Raw genomic sequence first — 22,144 nt, 5'->3', positions numbered from 1 at the left:
TCAGCCTGCACATCAAGGCTGCTCTTCGAACTCTTCGGTGCCGTCGAGGTGCGGAAACCACGGGAATCTTCGCTTCGTCCAAATCTGCCTGACAGGGCGTCCCAGCTGGTACCGCTGCTTCAAGGCGCCAACCCGCAAAGAGTAGCTCTGTGGGTCCTCGGCAGCAGAAGAGTAGATCGGGCCGCCACAATTTCCACAAAAGGCGTGGACACGCTTCGTCCCGCTTTCAGCGACCTTGAGGTATTTCCTGGGGGATCCCTTCAAGAGGCGAAACGACTGTGCGGACGCAGGGATATTCATGCGAAAGACCGAGCCCGATTGCATCTGACAATCCGCACAGTTGCAGATAACGATCCCGCCGGGTTCGACCTCGGCTTCGTACGCTATGGCACCACAGTGGCACTGGCCGTCGACCTTCATGATCTCTCCGGTGAGTTTGAAAGCTTCAGTCTGGATAGCTTTGTGCTGCTGCGATATCAGAGGTTGGCCAGCCATTTGCAGCAGAGAGCCTTGCTTTCTCTCCGAGTGCTCGATGAACGCGCTTTGTGATGGCAGTTCCCAACTTCAAACGATGCTGGGGGTGCATCGGGCTATTGCTGTGATCGAAGAATAGTGAGCAAGGCCTTACGGCACGTCGTTGATATCTTCGCCTGCGTCAATGCCATGCGCGCTGCCAGGATGCGCGGGATGAACCGGCTCGCCACCTACCGGCACCGCGCGCCCCAAAAACTCGATCACCGAGGTGCCGAAAATGTCGTTGCGGTCCCCCGCTACCATATGGCCCGCGGTGGCTACGTTAACGTATTCGCAGTGTGGGCAAAGAGCCAAAAACTGTTGAGCGCCCTCTTCGCTAAGCACGTCTGACAGGCCGCCGCGCACCAGCAAGGCTGGCAAGATAAGCCGCCGGGCGCATGCTTCCAGGCGCTGCTGGCGCCGTTCCAGGTCGCGCTTGCCGGCACGGATGCGCGGATCCCAATGCCAATGGTATTTGCCGTTTGCGCCCTGGCGCACATTTTTCACAAGGCCATCCAGGTTCTTGGGGCGCACACGTTGAGGCTGATAATTGCTGATGGCCTGGGCAACTTCTTCCAGCGAATCGAAGCCCTCGGGCTTTTGCGCCATGAAAGCCTGGATCTTGTCGACTCCCTCAGGCTCGATGCGCGGCGCGATATCCACCATGATCAAGGCAGTGGCGTCGACATGACCTTCACCGACGGCCACCAGGCTGGTGCCGCCGCCCATGGAGGCGCCCACCAAAACCGGGCGGCGCTTGCCCAAGGCTTCGATGATGCATTCCAGATCGCGCACCATTATGTCTTGTCCGTACGTCCCGTCGCTGGCCCAATCCGAATCGCCATGGCCGCGCGCATCGAACGCAACTGCGTAATATCCTGCTGCACCAAGCAGTTCACCTGTGCCTCCCCAAGCATGACGGGTTTGTCCGCCGCCATGCTGAAGCACCACCAGGGGGCCATCGGGATTGCCCCAGGCGTCGCCTGCGATGTGGATGCCTCCTGCTCCTCGCCATATATGCGTAGGATCAGGGGTCCCCGGAAGTCTTGTACCAGCGCTCATCGGATTGGCCCTTTTCGACTATTTCGCGGCAGTATCGCCGACAATGTACTTCTCGCCACATGCGAAAGCGCGGTTGCCGCGCGGTCTGCCATGGACGAACGCCGAGACGACGTCATTGAAAGAATAATACTCGCATATGCGCGAATGCCTGCGACTCAGGATGGCTTGCGCCTATCCCATTGATCGAACGAAAGGCAGAGCCCGTTCCCATGTAAGCTCGGCCTGCGACTGGCCAGGGAAAATGCAGCCGACACATGGACCGACCGCGTCTGCCCTCACTCTGTTGATTCGAAATGCGCGCTCGTTCGGCGTCCTCTTTTTTCAATGGGACAGTCATGCATTGAAGTACCGCCTGAGCGGGCTGGTTTCAGAATAGACAACCGGCAACCGTTCTGGCAGTACGCGTAAGAAATGCTGGTCATACCAAAAATGGATGATGAGCCAGGGCCTGGCTGGTAGCAGGCGACAGCAACCCGCCAAAATGGCCGCGTTGTGGGTACTTTTCCGGCCAGGTTACAAATATCGGCGTCTTGACGGCGCACAACAGGGGTGGCCAGGAAGAACCTGCCGCCCTTTTCTGCCTTAGACTGCCTACGGGTTCGCACGGAATTCATGCCGAATTCGCACGCCTGAGCGGCACATGCCTTGCTGATATTTCGAACCCAGCGCAAAGGAATCCACGATGAACAACGATGACACCAGCCTGCCCGATTCAGACCGCCTGGGCATAGGGCCCAATGAACTCTGGGAAATGGCAGAAGTTGCGGGCTTGACGCACTCTATAGACGAATCCACCTTGCTGGCCTTTGCCCTGGCCATTGCCGAGTCGTGCGCCGAGATAGGTGACGACTACAACGTCGATGGACGCAGTTGTGGCAACGCTATCCGCACGCATTTTGGCCTGGGATAAATAGGGCGCGGCCCCAGCCGCCTCCCAGGCGAGCGAGTAGCCGGCCGATTTCGATCTCGCCCAGCCCCGACGCGGCCGCGTGTCGGGCCCTATTCCGCGATCACGGCGTTGCTCAAGGTACCCAGGCCTTCGATTTCCACCTCGCAGACATCGCCAGCCTTCATGTACAGCGGCGGCTTGCGAGCAAACCCCACGCCGGCCGGTGTTCCGCTGATGATCATGTCGCCCGGCCGCAGCGTGAAAGCCTGCGAGCAAGTGGCCACCAGCCTCGGCACATCGAAGATCATGTCGCGGGTGCTAGCGTCTTGCACAGTGGTACCGTTCAGGCGTGTCCGCAGGCGCAGGCCCTTCGCCCCAGCGGGAAGCTCATCTTCGGTCACGAATTCCGGACCGAAAGCGCCCGAGTGATCGAAGTTCTTGCCCATGAGCCATTGTGGCGTCTTGAATTGATAATCGCGGATCGAGCCGTCGTTGAAGATGGAGTATCCGGCCACGTGTCCCAGCGCGGTATCCGGGTCGATATATCGGCCAGCTTTACCGATGACCACGACCAGTTCGCCTTCGAAATCGAACTCGGCCGACAGCTTCGGCAAGACGAGCGGTTCGCCATGAGCGACCCACGAAGAAGCGTAGCGCTGGAACAGCACAGGGTACGAGGGCGCCGGCATGCTGCTTTCGACGGCATGGTCGTGGTAGTTGAGTCCTACGGCGATGGCTTTGGACGGATTGTGCAGCGGCGGCATGATCTGCACGCCGTCCAAAGGTTGAAAGCCCTCGCCGCGGGCGATCAGTTGCCGGGCGTGTTGCAGGCCGGTGTCGCCTTCGTTCAGAAGGGCATCGAGCGTTGTGGGCAAGCCCGCTGCGCTCAGATTGATGAACAAGTCGCCGACGCGCGCGCCGATCGCCGGCGCATTCCCGACGCGTAAGGAAAACAGTCTCAATGGGAACCTCGGAAAGTGTCAAGCAATGGTGGGTGGGCTCTTGTGGAAGCCGGCGGGCTTCAGCTCTGGACGAGCGCGGCGATTCCGGCCAGGGCGCAGTGTTCGTCATTATCTGGTGTGTCGCCGCTGACACCGACCGCGCCGCATACGTGGCCGGCGGAATCTTTCAGCAGCAGCCCTCCTGCAACGGGAATCACGTTGCCGTGCGAAAGCGCCGCCAGGGCATTGAAGAACAGCGGAACCGAGTCTGCCCGTTCTGCCATGGCGCGCGAAGACTGGCCCAAAGCCAGGCAGCCTCGGGCTTTGCCGATGGCGATATCGGCGCGCATGGTGGAAGACTGGTCCTCACGCTTAAGGGCGACCACGTGGCCGCCACGGTCCAGGACGGCGACGGTCATGGGCGCCAGCCTTGTGTGGCGTGCTTCGCCCAGCGCGGCGTCGATAAGTTGGTTGGCGTGAGCCAAGGTGATGTCTGTCATGGCGGATCCTGTGTGTCGGATAAGGCGGTCGTCTCGGCCTGGGACAGGACACGAAACACCGCAGAGACGTCCTCGCTAGCGTTACCCTGGACCAGGGCTGACCGGTACACCGCTGCTCCGGCATCAAACAGCGGCGTCCGGGCATGGAGTTCCCGCGCGTAGGCATTAATGATGTCCAGGTCTTTCTGGAACACGTCCAGCCGCATGGTAGGTGTGTCATAGCGGCCCTCGATCATCAGCGGCCCTCGAAAACTGAAGATCCCCGAACTGGCCGGGCCATCGGCGATGAGCTCGTGCACCAGCCGCAGATCGAGGCCGGCAAGAAAGGCCAGTGAAAGCGCTTCGGCGGTGGCTACGTTGTGCACCGCGACCAGGTGGTTGGTAATCATTTTCAGCTTCATCCCATACCCGAAAGGCCCTACGTAGCGAATGTTGCTCGCAAAGGTCTCGAGGACAGGCATTGCGTGCCGCACCGCCGCTTCGGTGCCGCTGGCGTAGATGATCAACTCACGGCGTTCGGCATGGATGCGCGTGCCGGTCACGGGGGCATCGATCATTTGGGCACCCTGACATTCGACCCGGGCGCGTGCCTGTTCCTTGAGTTCGATCGGCAATGTTCCAGTTTCGATAAAAAGCTGGCCCGCGCGGGCTTGGCAGGCGGCGTTCCCTTCATCCAGCATCACACTGCGAAAGGCAGGGGCCGAGGCAAGTGCCACGATAATCACTTCCGATGCCGCCACAACTTCGGCGGCGCTTGCGCAGACGCTGCCGCCCGCTTTCCGGAAGACGTGTAGCCGTTGCGGCGCGACGTCGTAACCTGCAACCCTGAACCCCGCGTCAAGCAGGTGCCGAGCGTAAAGCCCACCCATGATCCCCAGGCCTATCACACCGATGGCACCGTGATCCCGATAAAAACCGGACGGCGCTGCGTCGTGTCCCGTTGGCTGCACAAGTATTCCTTCAGGCGGAGGCTGCGGCGCGCGCCGTCGCGGCTACCGCGTCGGCGCGCATACCATGCAGGCTATGGGTTGCGTCTTTGCAGGTGAAAAATACGCAATCGCCATCGGCCGTCGCACCGCCCTGGTGCACTTGGGCAGCCGGGATGAAAATCAGGCCTCCGGGGCCCACGATGAACGTCTTGCCATCGGTTCGAAAGTCGAACTGTCCTTCCAGGATGTAGATCCATTGTTCATTGGGGTGCAGGTGCGGATCGCCCATCTTGCCGGCAGGGGCGCGCATCAAAGCGACGATCATGCGGTCGCCTTCGACACAGCCTCCGAACACCGGGGAATAGCCTGGGCCTCCCATGATCTGGTTGACAGCGTGGAAATCGAAGACGTATTCGCCCGTGGCGGCGCGTTTGGCGCCAGGCGTACGCGGGCCGATGACTTCGAATTCGCCCGAAGTGGTCGTGATGTTCATGAATACTCCTTGGGGTGATGAAAAAGGAAATGCACGGAATGCCGGTGTGGCAGTACGGTCATTGCACGTTGACGTGAAAGGTATGGACCACGCTGGCCCAGTTGGTTATTTCCGAATTCACGAATGTCCGATAGCTTGCAGGCGATTCGCTGCCGGTTGGCTGGATCAAGTGTTCGGCGAAGCTCTTCCTGACTTCGGGTAGCTTCAGCACGTTGACCACTGTCGTGTAGATCTTGTCGACGATTGGCTTGGGTGTGGTTTTGGGTGCGAAAAGACCTTGCCAGGCATTGGTCCCGATATCGGGAAAGCCCGCTTCGGCCATGGTCGGCACATCCGGCAGCTCGGGCAGCCGCTTCTTGGTAGTTACGGCCAAGGCGCGCAGTTTGCCCCCCTTGATCATCTGGATTACCGAAGAGGCGTTAAGAAACGCAATCTGCACCTCGTTGGAGATCAATGGAGCTATGTACTGGCCGGCCCCGCCGTTGTAGGGCACATGCACCATCTCCAGGCCCGCAGCCTTTTCGAACTTGAGCATGTCCAGCATGGAGTACGAGCCGACGCCGGGCGAAGCATGGTTCACCTTTCCCGGGTTGGCCTTGGCGTAGCTGATCAGTTCTTTCACGGTCTTGGGCTCGAACTGCATCGAGCTCACCAGGATGTGTGGAATGGTGGCCACCATCGTGACAGGCTGCAATGCGTCATCTAGCCTGAATTTCAATCTGTCGCCGTAGACGGCTTCGATCAGGGCATTGGTCGAGATATTGCCCAGAAATAGCGTGTAGCCGTCGGCGGGAGCCTTGGCCGCCGCGCTAAGGCCGATGATGCCGCCCGCACCGGTGCGGTTTTCGACCACGACCGGCGTTGAAAAGGCAGTGCCCAGGTGTCGTGCAAGAATCCGTGCAATCGTGTCGGTTGCTCCGCCGGGTGCCAGGGGCACGATGATCTTGATAGGCTGGTCGGGGTAAGGGGTCTGTGCCGAGGCCGTGAACGTACATAGGGTTAAAGCGGACACGGCGATCGCCGCGAACAGTCGTTGCATGTCTCTCCTCCTTGTTATTCCGATATGGCGAGCGCTTGTCTTGCTGCGCGATGGTTTGCGGTCGGTTGGATGTGAGATTAGTGAAGAGCCTGGTATTGGTAAAATCGTTTATATCGATGTTAGGTATTGTTTTAAAAGATAGTTGAATATGCATCTGAAAGGGCTGGACCTGAACCTTCTTGTCGCGCTCGATGCTCTACTGGACCATCAAAACGTGACGCGCGCGGCAGAGCACATGCATGTCGGGCAATCCGCCATGAGCGGATCGCTGGGGCGCCTGCGCGAACATTTTGGCGATCCATTGCTGGTGCCCTTGGGCCGCAAACTGCGGCGCACTCCACTGGGAGAAGAGCTGGTCGCGCCGGTGCGTTCCATCCTGATGCAGATCGAGGCGGTCTCGCTGACCCAGCCGGCCTTCGATCCGGGCGCCTCGTCACGAACCTTTCGGGTGATGGCCTCGGACTACGGCTCGACGGTTGTCCTGGCGGCGATGTGCCGGCGGATCAAAGATCTGGCACCGTCCGTCGGGGTCGAGGTATTGCCATTCTCGGACGCTCCTGCCGAATCTCTGGAACATGGCGATATCGACGCCCTGTTGATCGCCAAGGAATACCTTTCACCCAGGCACCCTTCCACGCTGTTGTTCCAGGACGGCTTTGCTTGTGTCGCGTGGTCGAAGAACCCACTTATCGGTGGGCGTATTTCCCTGGAACAGTTCCAGAAGCTGGGGCACGTCGTGGTGAAATACGGCACGCGGGGGGTGTCTCACATCGAAGAAAAATTCTTCAGGAGCTCTGGCATTACACGACGCGTGGAAGTAACGGTCACCAGCTTCAACTCTATTCCCCATTTTGTGGTCGGTAGCCATCGCATCGCGATGATGCATAAGCGCCTGGCCACACTGTACGGACAAGCCATGCCGTTGAAGCTTCTGCTTCCGCCGGTGAAAATGCCCACGATTAATCAATCGCTCCAATGGCACGCCTACCGGGAGAACGATCCAGGCGGAGCCTGGCTGCGGCGCCAATTGCTGGAATGCGCGGCTTCGTTGAGCAACCCCGCCACGGCGGGGCATGGGTTGAAACGTATTAAGTGATGCGCCCGCCGCCAGGCGTCAGGCGTCGGTTTCGGGCAGGCGGCGCACGCCGGCGCGCGTGGCGGGATTGGTGCTGAGCGCGTCGTCGGTGGCGCTACGCAGCACGGCCATATTGGCCACCGAGCCCACCATGGCCGGCACGACGCTTGCCGCGGCAACCAACTGTTGCGGCTGGATCGGCGGATTGCCCGTCGCGAAGCGATAGGGTTGAAGCGGCAGCAGGCCCTGTATCGTGCCCAGGTCAGTGGCAGCGTCGGCGCGTTCCTGCAGCATGGCTTGTTCGTCGAGAAAGGCCTGGACGGCGCTCGTCAGACGATGGCTGGCGTATAGATCGCGCAGCCAATTGACAGGCCGGGCCGAAGCACCCGCATTGACCTTTTTTTGAATCGATGCCGTCGTTGCCTCAGCCTGCTCGCGTGCGGCGGTAAGGCGTGCAAAATGCGCCGATTGCGTTCGCGCCACGCGATCGGCTTGCAGATCGGCCCGCGTCTGGGGGCGCGAGCGCTCGGCGCGATAGGGATCGCAGCCTTCGTCGATACGGACCCGGCCAAGTTGGTCGATGGCATTCAGGATCATGGCAACTCCCTGGCCGCGCGTGACGTATAACGCGGCACCAATGGGATTGTAACGGGCTACGATCCCAAAAATCAGGGGCCGCCGAAACGCTGACAAGACGATCCGTGTTGCTCATCCCCTTGCAGATGGCCCTGGAGCTTTCTACGGTTTTCTTCGCTTATGTGCCATGCATTTGTAGTGCGATACTGATATCAAGGTGATGGGAGTTATGCTGGGAAAATTGCCGACCGCGGCGGCACTGCGCCACCAAGGCAACTTTCAAATGGAGTCAAGCATGAAAACGATCGGCCTCATCGGTGGCATGAGCTGGGAATCCACGGTTCCTTACTATCGCCACATCAACGAGGCGGTCAAAGACCGGCTTGGCGGGCTGCATTCCGCCAAGGTGATCCTGTTCAGCGTTGATTTTCAAGAAATCGAGGAATTGCAGCACACCGGCGAGTAGGGCAAGGCGGAAGATCGCCGATCCCACGGCGGCAGCAATCAAGGCTGCCGGCCTGCACACCATCGGCCTGCTGGGCACTCGTTTCACGGTGGAGCAGGATTTCTATCGTGCGCGCCTGGAACGCGACCACGGCCTCAATGTCCTGACTCCCGAGGAACAGGACCGCGCCGTCATACACAAAGTCATCTACGATGAGTTGTGCCTGGGTATCGTGAAAGAGGTCTCGCGCGAACAGTACGTGGCGATTATTGATCGCCTTGTCGCCAAGGGCGCGCAGGCCATCATCCTCGGTCGCACCGAGATATCACTGTTGGTGCGGCCGCAAGACGCGCCCGTGCCGCTTTTCGACACGACCGCGATTCAAGCAGCCGAAGCCGCGCGCTGGTCGATGGAAGGCTAGCTTGGCTGGCGTGAAAGACCGCACCCTGCCTGATATGCCTTACCGAGGCTGAATATTTGCCAGCTTCACCCACCCTTTCCAACGCTCACGATCAGCCCGGGTGAACTCGCCCATTTCAGCCACCGACATCGGCTGAACCGTCATCCCCAGCCGCTGCAGGGCAGCCTTGGTCGGTGCATCCCCGAGTGCCTTGTTCAAACCTGCACTGAGTTTCTCGACTATCTCGTCAGGCGTCTGTGCTGGAGCGGCAATGCCGATCCAGCTTCTGACTTCGTAGCCCGGCAGGGCTTCTGAAACCGCGGGAACGTCAGGCAGCATGGGATCCCGCTTTGGAGAAGTGACAGCAAACGGCGTAATCTCCTTGAGCTTGAGTGCAGGCTGTGCAGACATGATGTCCAGAAACGCAAAATCGATGATGCCGCCGGCAATATCGATGATGATCTGCGACAGGCTTTTATAGGCCGCACCCAAAACATCGATATTCGCATTGGCCGCAATGATGGCCGGCGGCACTTGCGACGACGACGTGGCGTGGCCGTATGACAGCTTGCCGGGATGGGCCTTTGCGTATGCGATCAGGTCGCCGGCCGAACGAATCGGCAGCGACGACCGCACCAGTCCAACTGCCGGAATGAAACCAACCATGCCGACATCCCGGAAGTCACTGGCGGGGTTATAGCTCAACGTCTTGAAAAGGTAGGGATTCGCAGAATGCGTCGAGCTACCAGATATCAGCAGCACATAGCCATCCGGCGCGGCCGATCGTACATATGCAGCACCGATGGTGGCGCCAGCGCCGGGCTTGGTAACCACCACCACAGGCTGGTGAAAATAGGTTTCCAGATAACGGCCGAGGATCTTGCCGACAGAGTCAGTAGCGCCGCCTGGCGCAGACGGTGCGACTAGTGTTATCGGCCGGCCTGGCCAATCGGCCGCACCTGCTGCCTGGCTGGCTGGCGCCGCCAAAGCCAGAATTGCAGCGCAGGCAATTGTCAGGCCGGTGTAGCGCCATGAAGGGCAAGGCCGTGAATAAGAACGCATGGTGTCTCCTTTTTCAGCCTTGCCGAATTCGCCCGGCGCGGCCGATGTTATGAAATTTCCATATTGGCCCGGCGACCACCCGGTTCACTGGGACAGATCCAGGTCGCGCACGAGCCTGGCATAGCGGGCATCGTCCATCTTGACCTCCTTGGCGAAATCGCCGGGGCCGCTTACCGCGACATCGGCACCCGTCTTGCTGATGCGTTCGCGAATCTGCGGGTCCTGCATGACGCGGGAGGCTGCGGCGTGGACTTTGTCGACAACGGCCTGCGGCGTTCCAGCCGGCGCGAATAGGCCATACCAGGTGATGACCTCCAGCCCGTCGGCCCCCGTGACGTCGTGGATGGTGGGCACATCTGGCGCCTTTTCTGATCGCTGCTTTGCGCCGATGGCCAGCGCCTGCGCGGCGCCCCCGTTTACTTGCGCCAGGGCCGCCGTAATGGCCGGAAAATAGAACGAGACCTGGCCGCCCAGCGTGTCGGCCATTGCTTGACTGCCGCTGGAATATGGCACGTCGCGCACGTCGATATCGATCGCCTGGCGCAGCATCTCAACCGATAGATGGCTGGGCGACCCCTTGCCCGAAGTCGCATAAGTCAGCGCCCCCGGATGGCTGCGCGCGTATTTCACCAACGCCGGAAAGCTATCGAACGGCGCATTCTTGGATGCAATCAGCATCAGCGGCAATTCGGCCACCTTGATGATGGGCACGAAATCCTTGACCGCGTCGTATGGCGCCGATGTCTGCATGTGCGGCGCGACGGTCATCGGGGTCGCACCCAGCATCAGCGTATAACCATCGGCCGCGGCCCTGGCCGTATACGCCGTGCCTACCGCACCGCCCGCGCCCGCACGGTTTTCCACCACGATAGACGTGCCGATTTCCTTGGATAGCCCGTCGGCCAGGATGCGGCCGATGGTGTCCGCCCCGCTGCCGGGACCGAACGTAATGACTAAATTGACGGGACGCGTGGGGTAATCCCGTGCATGCGCGGCGCCGCACAAAGTGCCAAGGGCGAATGCGCTCGCGGCGATCAGCCTGAAAAGGATCTTCATGGTTTGTCTCCTTGCTCTACGCCAGCCTGAAATGGCGGGTCGGGTTCTACGTCGCTAGATCACGCCTTTGCGGCGTAATTCCTGCAGCCTTGCATCGGTACAACCCAATAGATCCTTGTAAACGTGGCCGTTCGATTCGCCCAGAACCTGGCCGGCGTGCCGGACTTTTCCCGGTGTACGCGACAGCTTGGGTACGACCCCCTGCATGCGCACGGTGCCCAGATCTTTGTCCGGCACCGAGATCATCATCTCGCGCGCCTGGATGTGCGGATCGTCCATCAAGTCCGCGATGCTCTTTACCGGCGTACCCGGCGCATCGTGATGCTGGAACAGCTCATCTATTTCGTGCAGGCTGCGCGCGCCCATCCATCCTGTCACAGCGGTCGCGAATTCATCGCGGTGCTGCATGCAGCGCTCAAAGGTATTGAATCGATCGTCCTGCGCCAGGCTCATCGCGGCCAGTATGTCGCGAGCGCTACGCTCCGTAACGGCCGAGAACGAGTAGTAGCCCCCGTCCCGGGTCTTGAACAGGCCGGTGTATGGCACATTTCGATGATTACTGCCGGTACGCTCCAGCGCTTTGCCAAGCTGGTCGTACACAATGACCTGCTGCTCGATCTGACGAAACAGGCCTTCGTACAAGCCGATGTCGATCACCTGGCCAGCCCCGCCCGCCTGTGCATCTCGCCAGTACAGCGCCATCATGACGCCCATGGCCGCCCAGGTGCCAGCCACCGTATCCCCCACCGACATTTGCGAGTGCGAAGGCGGACCGTTCGGATCGCCCGTGATATGGGCAAAACCGGCGAATGCCTCGCCGATGCGCCCATATGCACGACGCCCCGCGTACGGGCCAGTCTGGCCGAAGCCCGAAAGGCGGCACATGACCAGGCGCGGGTTGATCTCTGACAGCACATCCCAGCCCAGGCCCAAGCGCTCCATGACGCCAGGGCGAAAATTCTCTACCAGGACATCGCTGCGCGCCACAAGGTCCAGGAACAGGGCCTTGCCCTCGGGGTGCTTCAGATCCAGCGTGATGGACTGCTTATTGCGGGCCTGCATCTTGTAGAACAGGCCGACCTGGTCTTTAGGGTAGATCCATCGCAGCGGATCGCCCGTTCCGGGCTTCTCGATTTTGATGACTTCTGCACCGAAGTCGGCCATGACCGACGCCACGAAAGGCCCGGCGACGACGTGGCCGATATCCAGCACGCGTATGCCGTCGAATACGCCTTGCGCAAGGCCGCCTTGCAGAGGGGTGTTTGCTGTGTTCATGGCTCTAGCCCCAATTCCATGAGAATTTCCCGGTTGTGCTCGCCCAGATCGGGCGGCCGCGGTACACATTCCGATTTCGCGCGGTGGCTGGCCGCCAGGGTTGCGCCATCCACCCCAGAGTCCACCGGCGTAATAGAGACGGGCGGCACAGGCATCGAAGCGGTGTGGCCATGTATCTGGTAGCTTCCCATGACGCCATTGGCCTGGGCATGTGCGCTTGCCATGGCCTCGGTGTAATCCAGCACCGGCGACACCGGAACCTGGGCGGCGCGCAGCCGTTCCAGCCACACAGACTGCGGTCGGGTCCGGATCACGCCGGCAATCAGTTGCGATTCTCCCAGGCTGCGATAATCTGCGCCGAGGTCCATGCCACCGCTCCAGTCCCCCCGCGCCTTGATGTCGGCAGGCAGTCCCAGAACGTCGCAGAACTGCTCCCAGAACCGCTGTTCAATGGGACATACCAGCAAGGCCTTGTCATCCTGGGTCGTGTAGACAGCGTAGCGCGAACCCAGATCTTGATATTCAGTCCACGCATGGCCCAGGTTGGCCTGCGTAACGAGATCGCGCCACTGCCAGGCCAATGCAGCCTCCCAGATAGACACTTGCACGACCTGCCCGCCTTGTCCCTGGGCGCGGCGATGCAGTGCCGCGTAGATTCCCAATGCAGCCTCGATTCCGGCCACCGTGGTACCCACGGAGCGGTACCGATGCGAAACACGCAAATCTCCGTCGTCGCGCTTCAGTAGCACGGCGCCCGCCAGGGCATCCATATTCAAGCCGTGCGCGGGCAAGGCGGCCCACTCGCCGTCCAGCCCGTAGCCGGTGATCATGCAGTAAACCAACGCGGGGTTATGGCCCAGCATCGCGGCCGCATCGATACCCAGGCGCTCGGCCTGGGCAGGACGATTTCCCACGATCACCACATCGGCCCAATTAGCCAGGGCCTGCACGGTACGTGGCCATTCGGGTGATTGCCAGGCCATGGCCAGGCTGCGCGTTCCCGCATTCAGGTACAGATGGTGCACGCTGTCTTCGTGGAACATGGGCCCGAACTTGCGATTGCCGTCACCGACAACCGGATGCTCGACCTTGATCACATCGGCGCCAAGATGCGTCAGCCATCGGGCGGCAACCGGCCCGGAAAAATGCGTGGAAAAATCCACGACCTTGGGTGATTTAGCCATGGACATTCTCCACGGCAGCCAGGTGCACCACCTGCGCGCGCGCCAGCTCTGCGACCTGGCGATCGGAGTAGCCGAGCTCATTCAGAACCTGTTGCGTGTGCTGGCCGTACTGCGGCGGAGGCAAGCGTGCTTCGGCAGGCGTGTCAGACATGAAAATCGGCGATGCAATATGGGGAATCGGCCCCAGCTTGGGGTGATCGAGCGACTGCACAATGCCCAACGCCTTGATCTGCGGATGCTCGAGCATCTGAGGAATCGTCAGCACGGGGCCGAACAACCCATTGGATTGCCGGAACGCCTGTTCCCATTGCGCCACCGTGCGGGAGCGAAAGGTGGCATCCAGAATTTCATTGAGCGCGACCCGATTGCGCATCCGCTCGACATTCCCGGCAAAGCGGGGATCTTCGACCAGTTCCGACAGGTCCAGAGCCTGGCAAAAGCGTGGCCAGCTGTCAGTGGTCCAGGCGCCGGCCACGATGTCGCCGTCCTGCGCAACGTAGCGCTGATACGGTGCAACGGCGCTGTGGCTGCTGCCCTCGCGCACAGGCTGCTGGCCGCTGCCCCAGTAAGTAGCCAGACGCGTGGTCAGGCCGAACACCAGCGAGGCCAGCATCGGGATGTCGACACGCTGCCCCCGACCCGTCGTCTGGCGCGCGATCAGGCCCAGCAAGGCGCCTTGCACGGCGACCATGGCGGACGCAAAATCCGCCACCGGAAAGCCGACCAAGACCGGATCCCGGCCCGCCTCGCCGGTTACCGACATAACGCCAGACATCGCCTGCACAACCGGGTCGGTGCCGGGCACCCTGGCGTACGGCCCGTTGGCACCGAATGCACTGATGGACAAGTAGATTAGACGGCTATTCAGCGCCGCCAGCTCCTCGTACCCCAGCCCCATTTTCTGGGCCACGCCGGGGCGGAAGTTTTCAGCCAACAGGTCCGCATTCGAAACCAGGCGGTGGATGATCTCGCGCGCCTGCGGCTTGCGCGTGTCCAGAGCCAGACTACGTTTGCTGCGGTTCCAGATCAGGAACAGGCTCGATTCCCCATCAATAAAGGCGGTACCCATCTTGCGCGTGGGATCACCGTGAGGCATTGACTCTACTTTGATGACATCGGCGCCGAAGTCGCCCAGCAGCAGGGTGCAGTACGGGCCCGACATATGCCGGGTGAAATCGACAACGCGAACGCCCTGCAGCACTTCTTGCATCGTGGTCTCCGGTTGATGCGGCGCAATTGCACCTTCGCTTTTTTTAGTATCGTACGAGGAAATTATCGATAATTCAATCGATGAATTTATCTGACCATCTTGCCGATTGATATAGAATTTCACTATTCACACGTGCAAGGCAGACATATGGCAGGACACCGGGCATCCCAAGTAGCCAATGCGCCATCGGCAGCCGACACGCGATCGGGCTGGAAAGAGATCGCGGAAACGCTGGAACTGGACATCATCACGGGCAAGCTGCACCTGCGCGAACATCTGGTGGAAGACGATCTGATCAAGCGCTTCCGGGCTTCGCGCTATGCCGTGCGACGCGCCCTGGACGAGATGCACGCGCTGGGCCTGGTCGTGCGTAATCAGAATCGCGGCGCATACATTCGCGACTACACCGCCCAAGAGGTGCAGGATCTTTTCGGCGTACGAGAAATACTGGAATCAGCCGCTGCCAGGCAAATTCCGATGCCGGTTTCCGACGACTTTCTGCGCAGCCTGGCTTCTCTGCAAGAACAGCACGACGCTGCCATGCGCGAAGGCGATTATTTCCGGCTGTTCTCGCTGAACAATGCGTTTCACCAGACCTTGTTCAGCGCATGCGGCAATACAGCCCTGAACAAGGCCATTGCGCATTATTCGATGCAGGTCCAACCCATCCGGATGCAGTTCGTGCACAACGAAAACAGGCGCAAGCAGACATCCGAAGAACATTGGGAAATGATCGAAGCCCTCAAGCGCGGCGACAGCAAGGCATTGGCCCGCGTTTGCGTCCAGCACTTGTCCGTCACCAAGCAGTTGTTTCTGAAGGGCCTGGAAGGCAAGCTGTAGGCACACTCATTCGCTGAGGCGACGTGGGATTGTTTATGACGCAGGCTGGAGCGCATTGTGCAGGCCCGCGCAGGAAGGCGTCTTCAGAACACCGACAACGTCGAAGAGCGCCCTCGCCTGCCACGGACACCTTCGCCGGCAAGGGCACGGTGAAGCCGTAACTCCGATTCTCCAGAAAGCTCGCGCCGGCTAGGCGGGCGAGCGCTTCTCCGGCTGGCGTGTGCAACGCATCCAGGTGCGCCGCGGGGACGCTCTCGCGCAGTTCTCACCGCACCATACGTTCCCCGCCCAGGGAAAAGACGTAGCTGACGGCAACCCCGCTCACCAAGCAGATTGATGAGTGGAACCTTTGCCAGGAAGTTCTTCACAAGCTCACAAGGCTGCGCCAGGAAACTGCCTTAGAAACCGGCGATCGGCACCGGCGTTTCGTTGACAGCCTCACGGGCGCGCTCTATCCTTACTCGCATAGCAATTATTTAATCTGCAGTGCAAATTAAAAATAGAACGGAGACCATCGTGATGACTCTGAGCATTGCGCGCCGCCACGCCTTGCACCGCCTGGCCGTACTTGGCGCGGCGTGCGCCGCCGCCATGCTGACCGTATCGAGTCCCGCGCGCGCCGCGAACGGGGCCGCCACCTACCCCTCGAGCCCTGTCCGCATCATCGTGCCCTATCCGCCGGGCGGCCCGGCGGACGTGGTGGCGCGCAGTATTGCCGCGAAACTCGCGGCCAGCCTGGGGCAGCCGTTCGTCATCGAGAACCGTTCGGGCGCAGGCGGCAATATCGGCACCGAAGAAGTCGCCCGCGCGGCGCCCGACGGACAGACACTGCTGCTAGGTACGAACGGCCCGCTGGTGGTGAACGTCTCCCTGTATGACAAGCTGCCTTTCGATCCGCAAAAAGATTTCGCGCCCATCACCGAGATCGCCGAGATCCCTCTCGTGCTGCTGGCGCATCCGTCCGTGCCGGTGAACAACGTGCAGGAACTGATCGCGTACGCAAAGGCGCATCCGGGCGAATTGAGCTATGGGTCTTCTGGCGCGGGATCCGGCGGCCATCTGGCGGGTGCCCTGCTGGCGCAACGCGCCGGCATCGACATAGTGCACATCCCCTACCGCGGCATGGCGCCCGCGACCACGGCCCTGCTGGCCGGTCACGTGAAGCTGATGGTTGGAGGCTTGCTGGCGGCCATGCCGTCGCTGCAGAACGGATCGCTGAAGGGATTGGCCGTGGTCACGCCCAAACGCGCCACGTTCGCCCCGGACATTCCCACGGTGGCCGAATCGGGTTTGCCGGGCTTCCAGATTGTTTCCTGGTATGGCCTGCTCGCGCCCGCGCGAACGCCATCGGCGATCGTGCAGAAGCTGCATGGCGCAGTGATCGACGCGCTGAACCAGCCCGATGTGCACCAACGCCTGTTCGTGGACGGCGGACTGGAAAAGATCGCCAGTACGCCGCAGCAGTTCGCCTCGCAAATCGCCAAGGAAACTCCCGAATACACCGCGATAGTAAAGATGACGGGCGCCAAGGCCGAATAGTCCCCCCACCTTTCACGACTCATGTCATGACCATGAAAATCTGGTATCAGTCCATGGCCCCGCTGGGCCATCTGCCCCGCTACGTCCAGGCCTTGTCGCAGCACGCGCGGGAGGTCTGCGGCGACGAAGTCGCCGTCACCTTCAACGGTGCCTCGGATCATTGGTACGACGTCCGCACCCCGGCAGAGATGCTGCGCTACCCCTATGTCAAGCACGTCATCCAGCGCGAAGCCATCGGCTTTTGCCGACGGGCCCAGGCCGAAGGACACGATGCGGTCGTTCTGGGCAGCTTCAGCGAGCCCTTTCTGGCAGAGATCCGCTCGATCCTGCACATTCCGGTCGTATCCATGCCCGAAAGCGCGCTGTTGACCGCGTGCGTGCTGGCCGAGCGTTTCGCGTTGGTGCCGCTTGCACCGGCTGGCGTCAAGCGCGTGGCGGCGCTGGTGGCGCGACATTCCCTGGGCGCGCGCGTCAGCGGCATCGAGGCGCTGGACCGCCCAGTCACCGAAGCGCAACTCGAAGCGGCGATGGGCGCTCCGCAAGCCGTCTGCGAGGATTTTCGCGCTGTGGCCCAACGCCTGGTCGAAGGCGGGGCGGACGTGGTGATACCGGCCGAAGGCGTGCTGAGCGAACTGCTTTTCTTCAATGGCGTGCGCACGATCGACGGCGCGACGGTGATGGACTGCATCGGCAATGCACTCGCGGCCGCGCAGATGATGGTCCGGCTGCAGCGCGCGACCGGGATGGGCGTGGGCCGCCGGTGGGCCTACACGACCCCGCCCGCCGACATCCTGGAGCAAGTGGATGCCTTGTCGGCGCGCTGACATGATAGAGACCATCACCGAAGGCACTGTGCGCTGGCTGATGCTGGCGCGCCCGGCCGCCGCCAATGCGTTGAACCAGGCCACATGCAGCGCGTTGGCCGACGCGCTGCAGCAGGCCGCACAAGAACCTGCCGTCGGCGCGGTTGTGCTGGGCGCTGCGGGCGACCGGGCGTTCTGTGCCGGCGCCGACTTGAAAGAATTCGCCGATTTACCCAAGGCAGAAGCCGCGCAACGCCGCCGCACCCTGCTGATGGACACCCTTTATACCTTGCTGGACTTCCCCAAGCCGCTGCTGGCCTGCGTGCAGGCTCCGGCCGTCGGCGCCGGCGCCATGCTGGCGCTGGCCTGCGACGAAATCGTCATGGCCGAGCATGCCTGGCTGTCGCTGCCGGAGATCCGGCTGGGCATGCCCACGCCAGTGGGCGCGGCCATCGTGGCGCAGCGTGCGTCCCGGCCGGTAGTCCAGCGGCTGGTGCAGGCCGGCGAGCGCATCGATGCCGGCCAAGCCCTGCAGGCCGGCCTGGTCGACCATGTGGCGCCTGCCGAGGCATTGCGCGAGCGCTGCGCCACACTGGCCCAGGCACGCGGCGCGCACGCCGGCCATGCCTATGCTGCCAACAAGCGCTGGATCAACCGCGACCTGCGCCAGCATCTGGCCAAGGCGGCGGAAGCCGCCACGCTCGCCAGCCAGATCGCGACATCACCCCGCCCCCAGGAGACCTGACTTGCAACTGGAAATCAGCCCGGAACTCGCCGAAATGCGCGCGGCCATCCGCCGCTTCACGCAGCAGCAGCTCGAGCCTATCGCCCAGGAAATCGACCGCACCGGCCAACTTCCCGAGCGTACCGTGCCGCTGCTGCGCGAGCACGGCTACCTTGGCATGCGCCTGCCCGCGGAATTCGGCGGCGGCGACTTCGATCTGCCCACTTATTGCCTGGTACTGGAAGAATTCAGCCGGTCGCACCGCATCTTCACGCTGATCCTGGACGCCACCAGCGGCCTGAACCCCATCGCGATCGCCCGCTTCGGCACTGCCGCCCAGCAAGAGCGCTACCTGGCCGGGCTGTGCGCGGGCACGCTGAACGCGGCGTTCGCGCTTACCGAGCCGGCAGCGGGCTCGGATGCGCAAGCAATCCAGACGCGCGCCGAGCCACGCGGCGACGGCTGGGTACTCAACGGCCGCAAGCACTATATCAGCGGCGCCCACATCGCCGACGTGGTGCTGGTCATGGCTGTCAACGACCCGCAAAAGCGCGCGCGCGGCGGCATCACCGCTTTCCTGGTCGACAAGGACACGCCCGGTTTCACGGTCTCGCGGGTCGACACCACGATCGGTTCGGAACCCATCAAGCTGGCCGAACTGGCTTTCGACGATTGCGTGCTGCCGGCAGGCTGCGTGCTGGGCGAAGTCGGCCAAGGCTTCAAGGTGGCCATGTCATCGCTTGCCAGCGGCCGCATGGGCGTGGCGTGCTCTTGCCTGGGCGCGGCTGACCGCCTGCTGGAAATGGCGGCACTGCATGCCCGGGAACGCACCACCTTCGGCAAACCCTTGGCCGAACGCCAGGCCATCCAGTGGATGCTGGCCGACTCGGCCACTGAACTGGCGCTCGCGCGCGCCTTCGTCTACGAAACTCTGCGCCGCCTGCACGCCGGTGAAGACACCGGCAGCGCGCCCAGCATGTGCAAGCTGGCCGCTTCGGAAATGGTCGGCCGCGTCGCCGACCGGGTGGTGCAGATCCACGGTGGGATGGGGCTGGTACGCGGTTTTCCGGTAGAACGCTTCTACCGCGACATCCGCCATTACCGGGTGGGCGAAGGATCGTCTGAAATCCAGCGCATGCTGATCGCGCGCGAGGTGCTGCAGTGAGCCGGCATTCACCTCTGGCAGCGGTCATCGCCGGCGTGGGCGAAAGCCCGATCGGGCTGGTGCCGCAATTCGATGCTCTTGGCCTGCAGCGCCAGGCGGCCCTGGGCGCGCTGGCCGATGCCGGCCTGGCGCTGCAGGACATCGACGGCCTGCTCACCACGCCGCTGCGCGTGGAGAACTGGGCCATGCCCTGCGGCGTGGTGGCCGAAGGCCTGGGCCTGCACCCGCGCTATCTAGCCACGCTGGACGTGGCCGGCGCCTCGGGCGTGGCCATGGCCCATCACGCGGCCATGGCAGTGGCCACGGGGCAGTGCGAGACCGTGCTGTGCGTGGCCGGGCAGAACCTGTTGTCGTTCCATTCGCGCGGCTCGGCAATACGCAAGATGGCCGACGCCGGCTGGGCGCATCCGGAGTTCGAAGCCCCCTACGGCCCGATGGTGCCCACGCTGTACGCGCTGGCGGCCCAGCGCCACATGCACGAATACGGCACCACCTTCGAGCAGATGGCCGAAGTGGCGGTGGCCATGCGCGCGCACGCCACGCGCAATCCACTGGCGCACAAGCGGGATCCGATCTCGGTGGCCGATGTGATGCAGTCGCGCATGATCACCTCGCCGCTACGGCTGCTGGATTGCGCGCTGGTGTCCGACGGCGCGGCCGCATTCATCGTCACCACGCCTGAACGCGCGCGCGACCTGCGCCAGCCCGCGGTCGCGCTGCTAGGCCACGGCTACGGGCATTCGCATACCTATATCGGCGACTACCGCAACGTCACCACCACCGGCGCGGTGCAATCCGGCCGCGACGCCTTCGCCATGGCGGGCCTGTCGCCAACGGACATCGACGTGGCCGAGCTATACGACTGCTTCACCATCACCGTCATCATCGAACTGGAAGACCTGGGCTTCTGTGCCAAGGGCGAGGGGGGCCGCTACGTCGAGCACGGCGCCATCGGGCCGGGCGGCAGGCTGCCGGTTACTACCCATGGGGGGCTGCTCTCGGCCGGCCACCCCGGCCTGGCCGGGGGCATGCTGCACCTGCTGGAAGGCGTGCGCCAGGTGCGTGGCCAGGCCGACGCCCGCCAGGTTCCGGACGCCGAGGTAGCGCTGGTGCACGGCAACGGCGGCATCATCGGCCTGCACGCCACCCTGATCATTGCAAAGGCCTGACGCCATGTCCGACGCCGACACCGACCGACACGATTCGTACTGGGGCCAGGTGCGCAACCTGGGCTTCGCCCTGCCATGCTGCGCCGCCTGCGGGCGCTTCCATTTCTACCCGCGCCCGGCCTGCCCTTTCTGCGGCAGCGCCGATGTCGCGCCAGCGCGCACCAGCGGCCGCGGCACGGTCTACAGCTATTCCATCGTGCACCGTGCGCCCAGCCCGGCGTTCGCTGCCGACGTGCCTTACACCGTGGCCATCGTCGCTACCGGCGAAGGCCCCCACCTGATGACCCGGCTGGTCGGCATCGCGCCCGACCAGGTCCGCATCGGCCTGCGCGTGCAAGTGCACCTCGGCGCACCGGGTCAGCCACCGCAGTTCGAACCCGCCACCACGGAGGCATCATGACCGACGCCGTGCTCGTCCATACCCAGGATGCGGTCGCGTGGATCACGCTGAACCGCCCCGACGCAATGAACGCCATCAACGAAGACGTGCGGCGCTTGCTACCCGAGGCGCTGGCCACGGCCGACGCCGACCCGCAAGTGCGGGCCATCGTGGTGCGCGGCGCCGGGCCGCGCGCTTTCTGTGCCGGTGCCGATATCAAGGAATTTGTCGCCACACCACAACCGACGGCGTATCGCCAGGCGCGCGTGCATCGTCACTGGATCGCGGCCTTCGACCGCGCGGTCAAGCCGGTGATCGCCGCGGTGCATGGCCACTGCCTGGGCGGCGGCCTGGAGATCGCGCTGGCCTGCGATATCCGTATCGCCGCTACTGACGCCTTGTTCGGATTGCCCGAAACCGGCCACGGCATCATTCCCGGCGCCGGTGGCACGCAACGCCTTACCCGCGTGCTAGGGCTGGGCCTGGCGCTCGACCTGGTGCTGACCGGCGAACGGCTGGACGCCCAGCGGGCGCTGGCCATGGGCCTGGTTTCCCGGCTGGCTTCGCCCGACGACCTGCAGCAAGCCGCCGGCGACCTGGCCAGGCGCATCGCCGCGCGCCCGCCCCTGGCCACGCAGTTCGCCAAGGAAGCGGTGCGCAGCGGTGCCGAACTGTCGCTGGCCGACGGCATGCGGCTGGAAAGCGATCTATGCAGCCACCTGGTGGATACCCAAGACCGCGTGGAAGCCGCGCTCGCTTTCCAGGAAAAGCGTCCGCCCCGCTACACCGGGCAATAGGCGCGCGATGCCGCCAGCGTCCCGCGGCAGCACCGGCCGACATTGCGCCCCGGGCCTGCAGAACAAATCCAAGGAGACA

General features: G+C 62.7%; 24 protein-coding genes and 1 pseudogene. 12 read left to right on the top strand and 13 right to left on the bottom strand.

Annotated elements, in window-relative coordinates:
• Nucleotides 1–12: 12 nt before the first annotated feature.
• The gene (locus KW845_RS04455) at nt 13–300 is read right to left on the bottom strand and encodes a GFA family protein (protein ID WP_255592468.1); all 288 of its coding nucleotides are present in this window, start codon (nt 298–300) and stop codon (nt 13–15) included.
• Nucleotides 301–318: 18 nt separating this feature from the next.
• On the opposite strand from KW845_RS04455, the gene KW845_RS04450 reads away from it, so the two are divergent.
• Complete coding sequence (locus KW845_RS04450; protein ID WP_218368665.1) at nt 319–549, top strand: hypothetical protein; 231 nt, start codon at nt 319–321, stop codon at nt 547–549.
• Nucleotides 550–624: 75 nt separating this feature from the next.
• Here KW845_RS04450 and KW845_RS04445 read toward each other — a convergent pair whose 3' ends face one another.
• On the bottom strand, nt 625–1,575 hold the full coding sequence (locus tag KW845_RS04445; RefSeq protein ID WP_218367948.1) for an alpha/beta fold hydrolase: 951 nt from the start codon (nt 1,573–1,575) through the stop codon (nt 625–627).
• Nucleotides 1,576–2,257: 682 nt separating this feature from the next.
• Between KW845_RS04445 and KW845_RS04440 the strand changes: the two genes are divergently transcribed.
• Nucleotides 2,258–2,485: a hypothetical protein gene (locus KW845_RS04440; protein WP_218367947.1), complete on the top strand. Its 228-nt coding sequence runs from the start codon at nt 2,258–2,260 to the stop codon at nt 2,483–2,485.
• An 89-nt stretch (nt 2,486–2,574) separates the two neighbouring features.
• Here the strand turns inward: KW845_RS04440 and KW845_RS04435 are convergent, their stop codons facing one another.
• The 5 genes from KW845_RS04435 to KW845_RS04415 are packed head-to-tail and all read right to left on the bottom strand — an operon-like array spanning nt 2,575 to nt 6,366.
• Nucleotides 2,575–3,426, bottom strand: a complete 852-nt coding sequence (locus KW845_RS04435) for a fumarylacetoacetate hydrolase family protein (RefSeq protein WP_255592372.1) — start codon at nt 3,424–3,426, stop codon at nt 2,575–2,577.
• 59 nt (nt 3,427–3,485) lie between these two features.
• Entirely contained in the window at nt 3,486–3,905 is a 420-nt protein-coding gene (locus KW845_RS04430) for a heme-binding protein (protein WP_218367946.1), read from the bottom strand.
• Nucleotides 3,902–4,855 (bottom strand): NAD(P)-dependent oxidoreductase, encoded by a 954-nt coding sequence (locus KW845_RS29700; RefSeq protein ID WP_218367945.1) that lies wholly within the window; start codon nt 4,853–4,855, stop codon nt 3,902–3,904. Before KW845_RS29700 ends, KW845_RS04430 begins: the two co-directional genes overlap by 4 nt.
• Before the next feature lie 10 nt (nt 4,856–4,865).
• Nucleotides 4,866–5,327, bottom strand: coding sequence for a cupin domain-containing protein (locus tag KW845_RS04420; protein ID WP_218367944.1), 462 nt, complete (start codon nt 5,325–5,327; stop codon nt 4,866–4,868).
• A gap of 58 nt (nt 5,328–5,385) precedes the next feature.
• A complete protein-coding gene (locus KW845_RS04415) occupies nt 5,386–6,366 on the bottom strand; it encodes a tripartite tricarboxylate transporter substrate binding protein (RefSeq protein WP_218367943.1) in 981 nt (326 codons plus the stop codon).
• A 148-nt stretch (nt 6,367–6,514) separates the two neighbouring features.
• Here KW845_RS04415 and KW845_RS04410 point away from each other — a divergent pair, with 148 nt between their 5' ends.
• Nucleotides 6,515–7,462: a LysR family transcriptional regulator gene (locus KW845_RS04410; protein WP_218367942.1), complete on the top strand. Its 948-nt coding sequence runs from the start codon at nt 6,515–6,517 to the stop codon at nt 7,460–7,462.
• Nucleotides 7,463–7,480: 18 nt separating this feature from the next.
• Here the strand turns inward: KW845_RS04410 and KW845_RS04405 are convergent, their stop codons facing one another.
• Nucleotides 7,481–8,038 (bottom strand): hypothetical protein, encoded by a 558-nt coding sequence (locus tag KW845_RS04405; protein WP_218367941.1) that lies wholly within the window; start codon nt 8,036–8,038, stop codon nt 7,481–7,483.
• 274 nt (nt 8,039–8,312) lie between these two features.
• Between KW845_RS04405 and KW845_RS04400 the strand changes: the two are divergent.
• Nucleotides 8,313–8,883 (top strand): annotated as a pseudogene (locus tag KW845_RS04400) (aspartate/glutamate racemase family protein).
• A gap of 39 nt (nt 8,884–8,922) precedes the next feature.
• On the opposite strand, the gene KW845_RS04395 reads toward KW845_RS04400, so the two are convergent.
• From KW845_RS04395 to KW845_RS04375, 5 genes are all read right to left on the bottom strand, one after another.
• Entirely contained in the window at nt 8,923–9,924 is a 1,002-nt protein-coding gene (locus KW845_RS04395) for a tripartite tricarboxylate transporter substrate binding protein (protein WP_218367940.1), read from the bottom strand.
• Nucleotides 9,925–10,008: 84 nt separating this feature from the next.
• Nucleotides 10,009–10,980: a tripartite tricarboxylate transporter substrate binding protein gene (locus tag KW845_RS04390; RefSeq protein WP_218367939.1), complete on the bottom strand. Its 972-nt coding sequence runs from the start codon at nt 10,978–10,980 to the stop codon at nt 10,009–10,011.
• 54 nt (nt 10,981–11,034) lie between these two features.
• On the bottom strand, nt 11,035–12,255 hold the full coding sequence (locus KW845_RS04385; RefSeq protein ID WP_218367938.1) for a CaiB/BaiF CoA-transferase family protein: 1,221 nt from the start codon (nt 12,253–12,255) through the stop codon (nt 11,035–11,037).
• Nucleotides 12,252–13,439, bottom strand: a complete 1,188-nt coding sequence (locus KW845_RS04380) for a CaiB/BaiF CoA-transferase family protein (RefSeq protein ID WP_218367937.1) — start codon at nt 13,437–13,439, stop codon at nt 12,252–12,254. Before KW845_RS04380 ends, KW845_RS04385 begins: the two co-directional genes overlap by 4 nt.
• Nucleotides 13,432–14,649 (bottom strand): CaiB/BaiF CoA-transferase family protein, encoded by a 1,218-nt coding sequence (locus tag KW845_RS04375; RefSeq protein ID WP_218367936.1) that lies wholly within the window; start codon nt 14,647–14,649, stop codon nt 13,432–13,434. Before KW845_RS04375 ends, KW845_RS04380 begins: the two co-directional genes overlap by 8 nt.
• A 147-nt stretch (nt 14,650–14,796) precedes the next feature.
• On the opposite strand from KW845_RS04375, the gene KW845_RS04370 reads away from it, so the two are divergent.
• The 8 genes from KW845_RS04370 to KW845_RS04335 all read left to right on the top strand — a co-directional run bounded on the left by KW845_RS04370 (nt 14,797) and on the right by KW845_RS04335 (nt 22,065).
• Nucleotides 14,797–15,489 (top strand): GntR family transcriptional regulator, encoded by a 693-nt coding sequence (locus tag KW845_RS04370; protein WP_218367935.1) that lies wholly within the window; start codon nt 14,797–14,799, stop codon nt 15,487–15,489.
• Nucleotides 15,490–16,008: 519 nt separating this feature from the next.
• Nucleotides 16,009–17,028, top strand: coding sequence for a tripartite tricarboxylate transporter substrate binding protein (locus KW845_RS04365; RefSeq protein ID WP_255592466.1), 1,020 nt, complete (start codon nt 16,009–16,011; stop codon nt 17,026–17,028).
• Nucleotides 17,029–17,054: 26 nt separating this feature from the next.
• Complete coding sequence (locus tag KW845_RS04360; protein WP_218367933.1) at nt 17,055–17,852, top strand: aspartate/glutamate racemase family protein; 798 nt, start codon at nt 17,055–17,057, stop codon at nt 17,850–17,852.
• A gap of 1 nt (nt 17,853) precedes the next feature.
• Nucleotides 17,854–18,576: an enoyl-CoA hydratase/isomerase family protein gene (locus KW845_RS04355; protein WP_218367932.1), complete on the top strand. Its 723-nt coding sequence runs from the start codon at nt 17,854–17,856 to the stop codon at nt 18,574–18,576.
• Nucleotide 18,577: 1 nt separating this feature from the next.
• Entirely contained in the window at nt 18,578–19,720 is a 1,143-nt protein-coding gene (locus tag KW845_RS04350) for an acyl-CoA dehydrogenase family protein (protein WP_218367931.1), read from the top strand.
• Nucleotides 19,717–20,889, top strand: coding sequence for a thiolase family protein (locus KW845_RS04345; RefSeq protein WP_218367930.1), 1,173 nt, complete (start codon nt 19,717–19,719; stop codon nt 20,887–20,889). The genes KW845_RS04350 and KW845_RS04345 overlap by 4 nt, the downstream gene beginning before the upstream one ends.
• A 4-nt stretch (nt 20,890–20,893) precedes the next feature.
• On the top strand, nt 20,894–21,289 hold the full coding sequence (locus KW845_RS04340; RefSeq protein ID WP_218367929.1) for a Zn-ribbon domain-containing OB-fold protein: 396 nt from the start codon (nt 20,894–20,896) through the stop codon (nt 21,287–21,289).
• Nucleotides 21,286–22,065, top strand: a complete 780-nt coding sequence (locus KW845_RS04335; protein ID WP_218367928.1) for an enoyl-CoA hydratase/isomerase family protein — start codon at nt 21,286–21,288, stop codon at nt 22,063–22,065. The genes KW845_RS04340 and KW845_RS04335 overlap by 4 nt, the downstream gene beginning before the upstream one ends.
• The last annotated feature ends 79 nt before the right edge of the window (nt 22,066–22,144 follow it).

Origin of the sequence: Bordetella sp. BOR01, assembly GCF_019218885.1 — a bacterium.
Classification (GTDB): domain Bacteria; phylum Pseudomonadota; class Gammaproteobacteria; order Burkholderiales; family Burkholderiaceae_B; genus Bordetella_A.
The sequence above is the reverse complement of the archived record's forward strand: the minus strand, read 5'-3'. Positions and strand labels throughout refer to the sequence as shown.

Excerpts from the sequence above, each read along its gene's own strand:
- KW845_RS04455 (WP_255592468.1), bottom strand. The coding sequence starts at position 300 with ATGAATATCCCTGCGTCCGCACAGTCGTTTCGCCTCTTGAAGGGATCC.
- KW845_RS04335 (WP_218367928.1), top strand. The coding sequence starts at position 21,286 with ATGACCGACGCCGTGCTCGTCCATACCCAGGATGCGGTCGCGTGGATC.
- KW845_RS04355 (WP_218367932.1), top strand. The coding sequence starts at position 17,854 with ATGATAGAGACCATCACCGAAGGCACTGTGCGCTGGCTGATGCTGGCG.
- KW845_RS04395 (WP_218367940.1), bottom strand. The coding sequence starts at position 9,924 with ATGCGTTCTTATTCACGGCCTTGCCCTTCATGGCGCTACACCGGCCTG.
- KW845_RS04340 (WP_218367929.1), top strand. The coding sequence starts at position 20,894 with ATGTCCGACGCCGACACCGACCGACACGATTCGTACTGGGGCCAGGTG.
- KW845_RS04410 (WP_218367942.1), top strand. The coding sequence starts at position 6,515 with ATGCATCTGAAAGGGCTGGACCTGAACCTTCTTGTCGCGCTCGATGCT.
- KW845_RS04380 (WP_218367937.1), bottom strand. The coding sequence starts at position 13,439 with ATGGCTAAATCACCCAAGGTCGTGGATTTTTCCACGCATTTTTCCGGG.
- KW845_RS04415 (WP_218367943.1), bottom strand. The coding sequence starts at position 6,366 with ATGCAACGACTGTTCGCGGCGATCGCCGTGTCCGCTTTAACCCTATGT.
- KW845_RS04385 (WP_218367938.1), bottom strand. The coding sequence starts at position 12,255 with ATGAACACAGCAAACACCCCTCTGCAAGGCGGCCTTGCGCAAGGCGTA.
- KW845_RS04405 (WP_218367941.1), bottom strand. The coding sequence starts at position 8,038 with ATGATCCTGAATGCCATCGACCAACTTGGCCGGGTCCGTATCGACGAA.
- KW845_RS04365 (WP_255592466.1), top strand. The coding sequence starts at position 16,009 with ATGACTCTGAGCATTGCGCGCCGCCACGCCTTGCACCGCCTGGCCGTA.
- KW845_RS04390 (WP_218367939.1), bottom strand. The coding sequence starts at position 10,980 with ATGAAGATCCTTTTCAGGCTGATCGCCGCGAGCGCATTCGCCCTTGGC.
- KW845_RS04375 (WP_218367936.1), bottom strand. The coding sequence starts at position 14,649 with ATGCAAGAAGTGCTGCAGGGCGTTCGCGTTGTCGATTTCACCCGGCAT.
- KW845_RS04370 (WP_218367935.1), top strand. The coding sequence starts at position 14,797 with ATGGCAGGACACCGGGCATCCCAAGTAGCCAATGCGCCATCGGCAGCC.
- KW845_RS04440 (WP_218367947.1), top strand. The coding sequence starts at position 2,258 with ATGAACAACGATGACACCAGCCTGCCCGATTCAGACCGCCTGGGCATA.
- KW845_RS04420 (WP_218367944.1), bottom strand. The coding sequence starts at position 5,327 with ATGAACATCACGACCACTTCGGGCGAATTCGAAGTCATCGGCCCGCGT.
- KW845_RS04430 (WP_218367946.1), bottom strand. The coding sequence starts at position 3,905 with ATGACAGACATCACCTTGGCTCACGCCAACCAACTTATCGACGCCGCG.
- KW845_RS04445 (WP_218367948.1), bottom strand. The coding sequence starts at position 1,575 with ATGAGCGCTGGTACAAGACTTCCGGGGACCCCTGATCCTACGCATATA.
- KW845_RS04360 (WP_218367933.1), top strand. The coding sequence starts at position 17,055 with ATGACCATGAAAATCTGGTATCAGTCCATGGCCCCGCTGGGCCATCTG.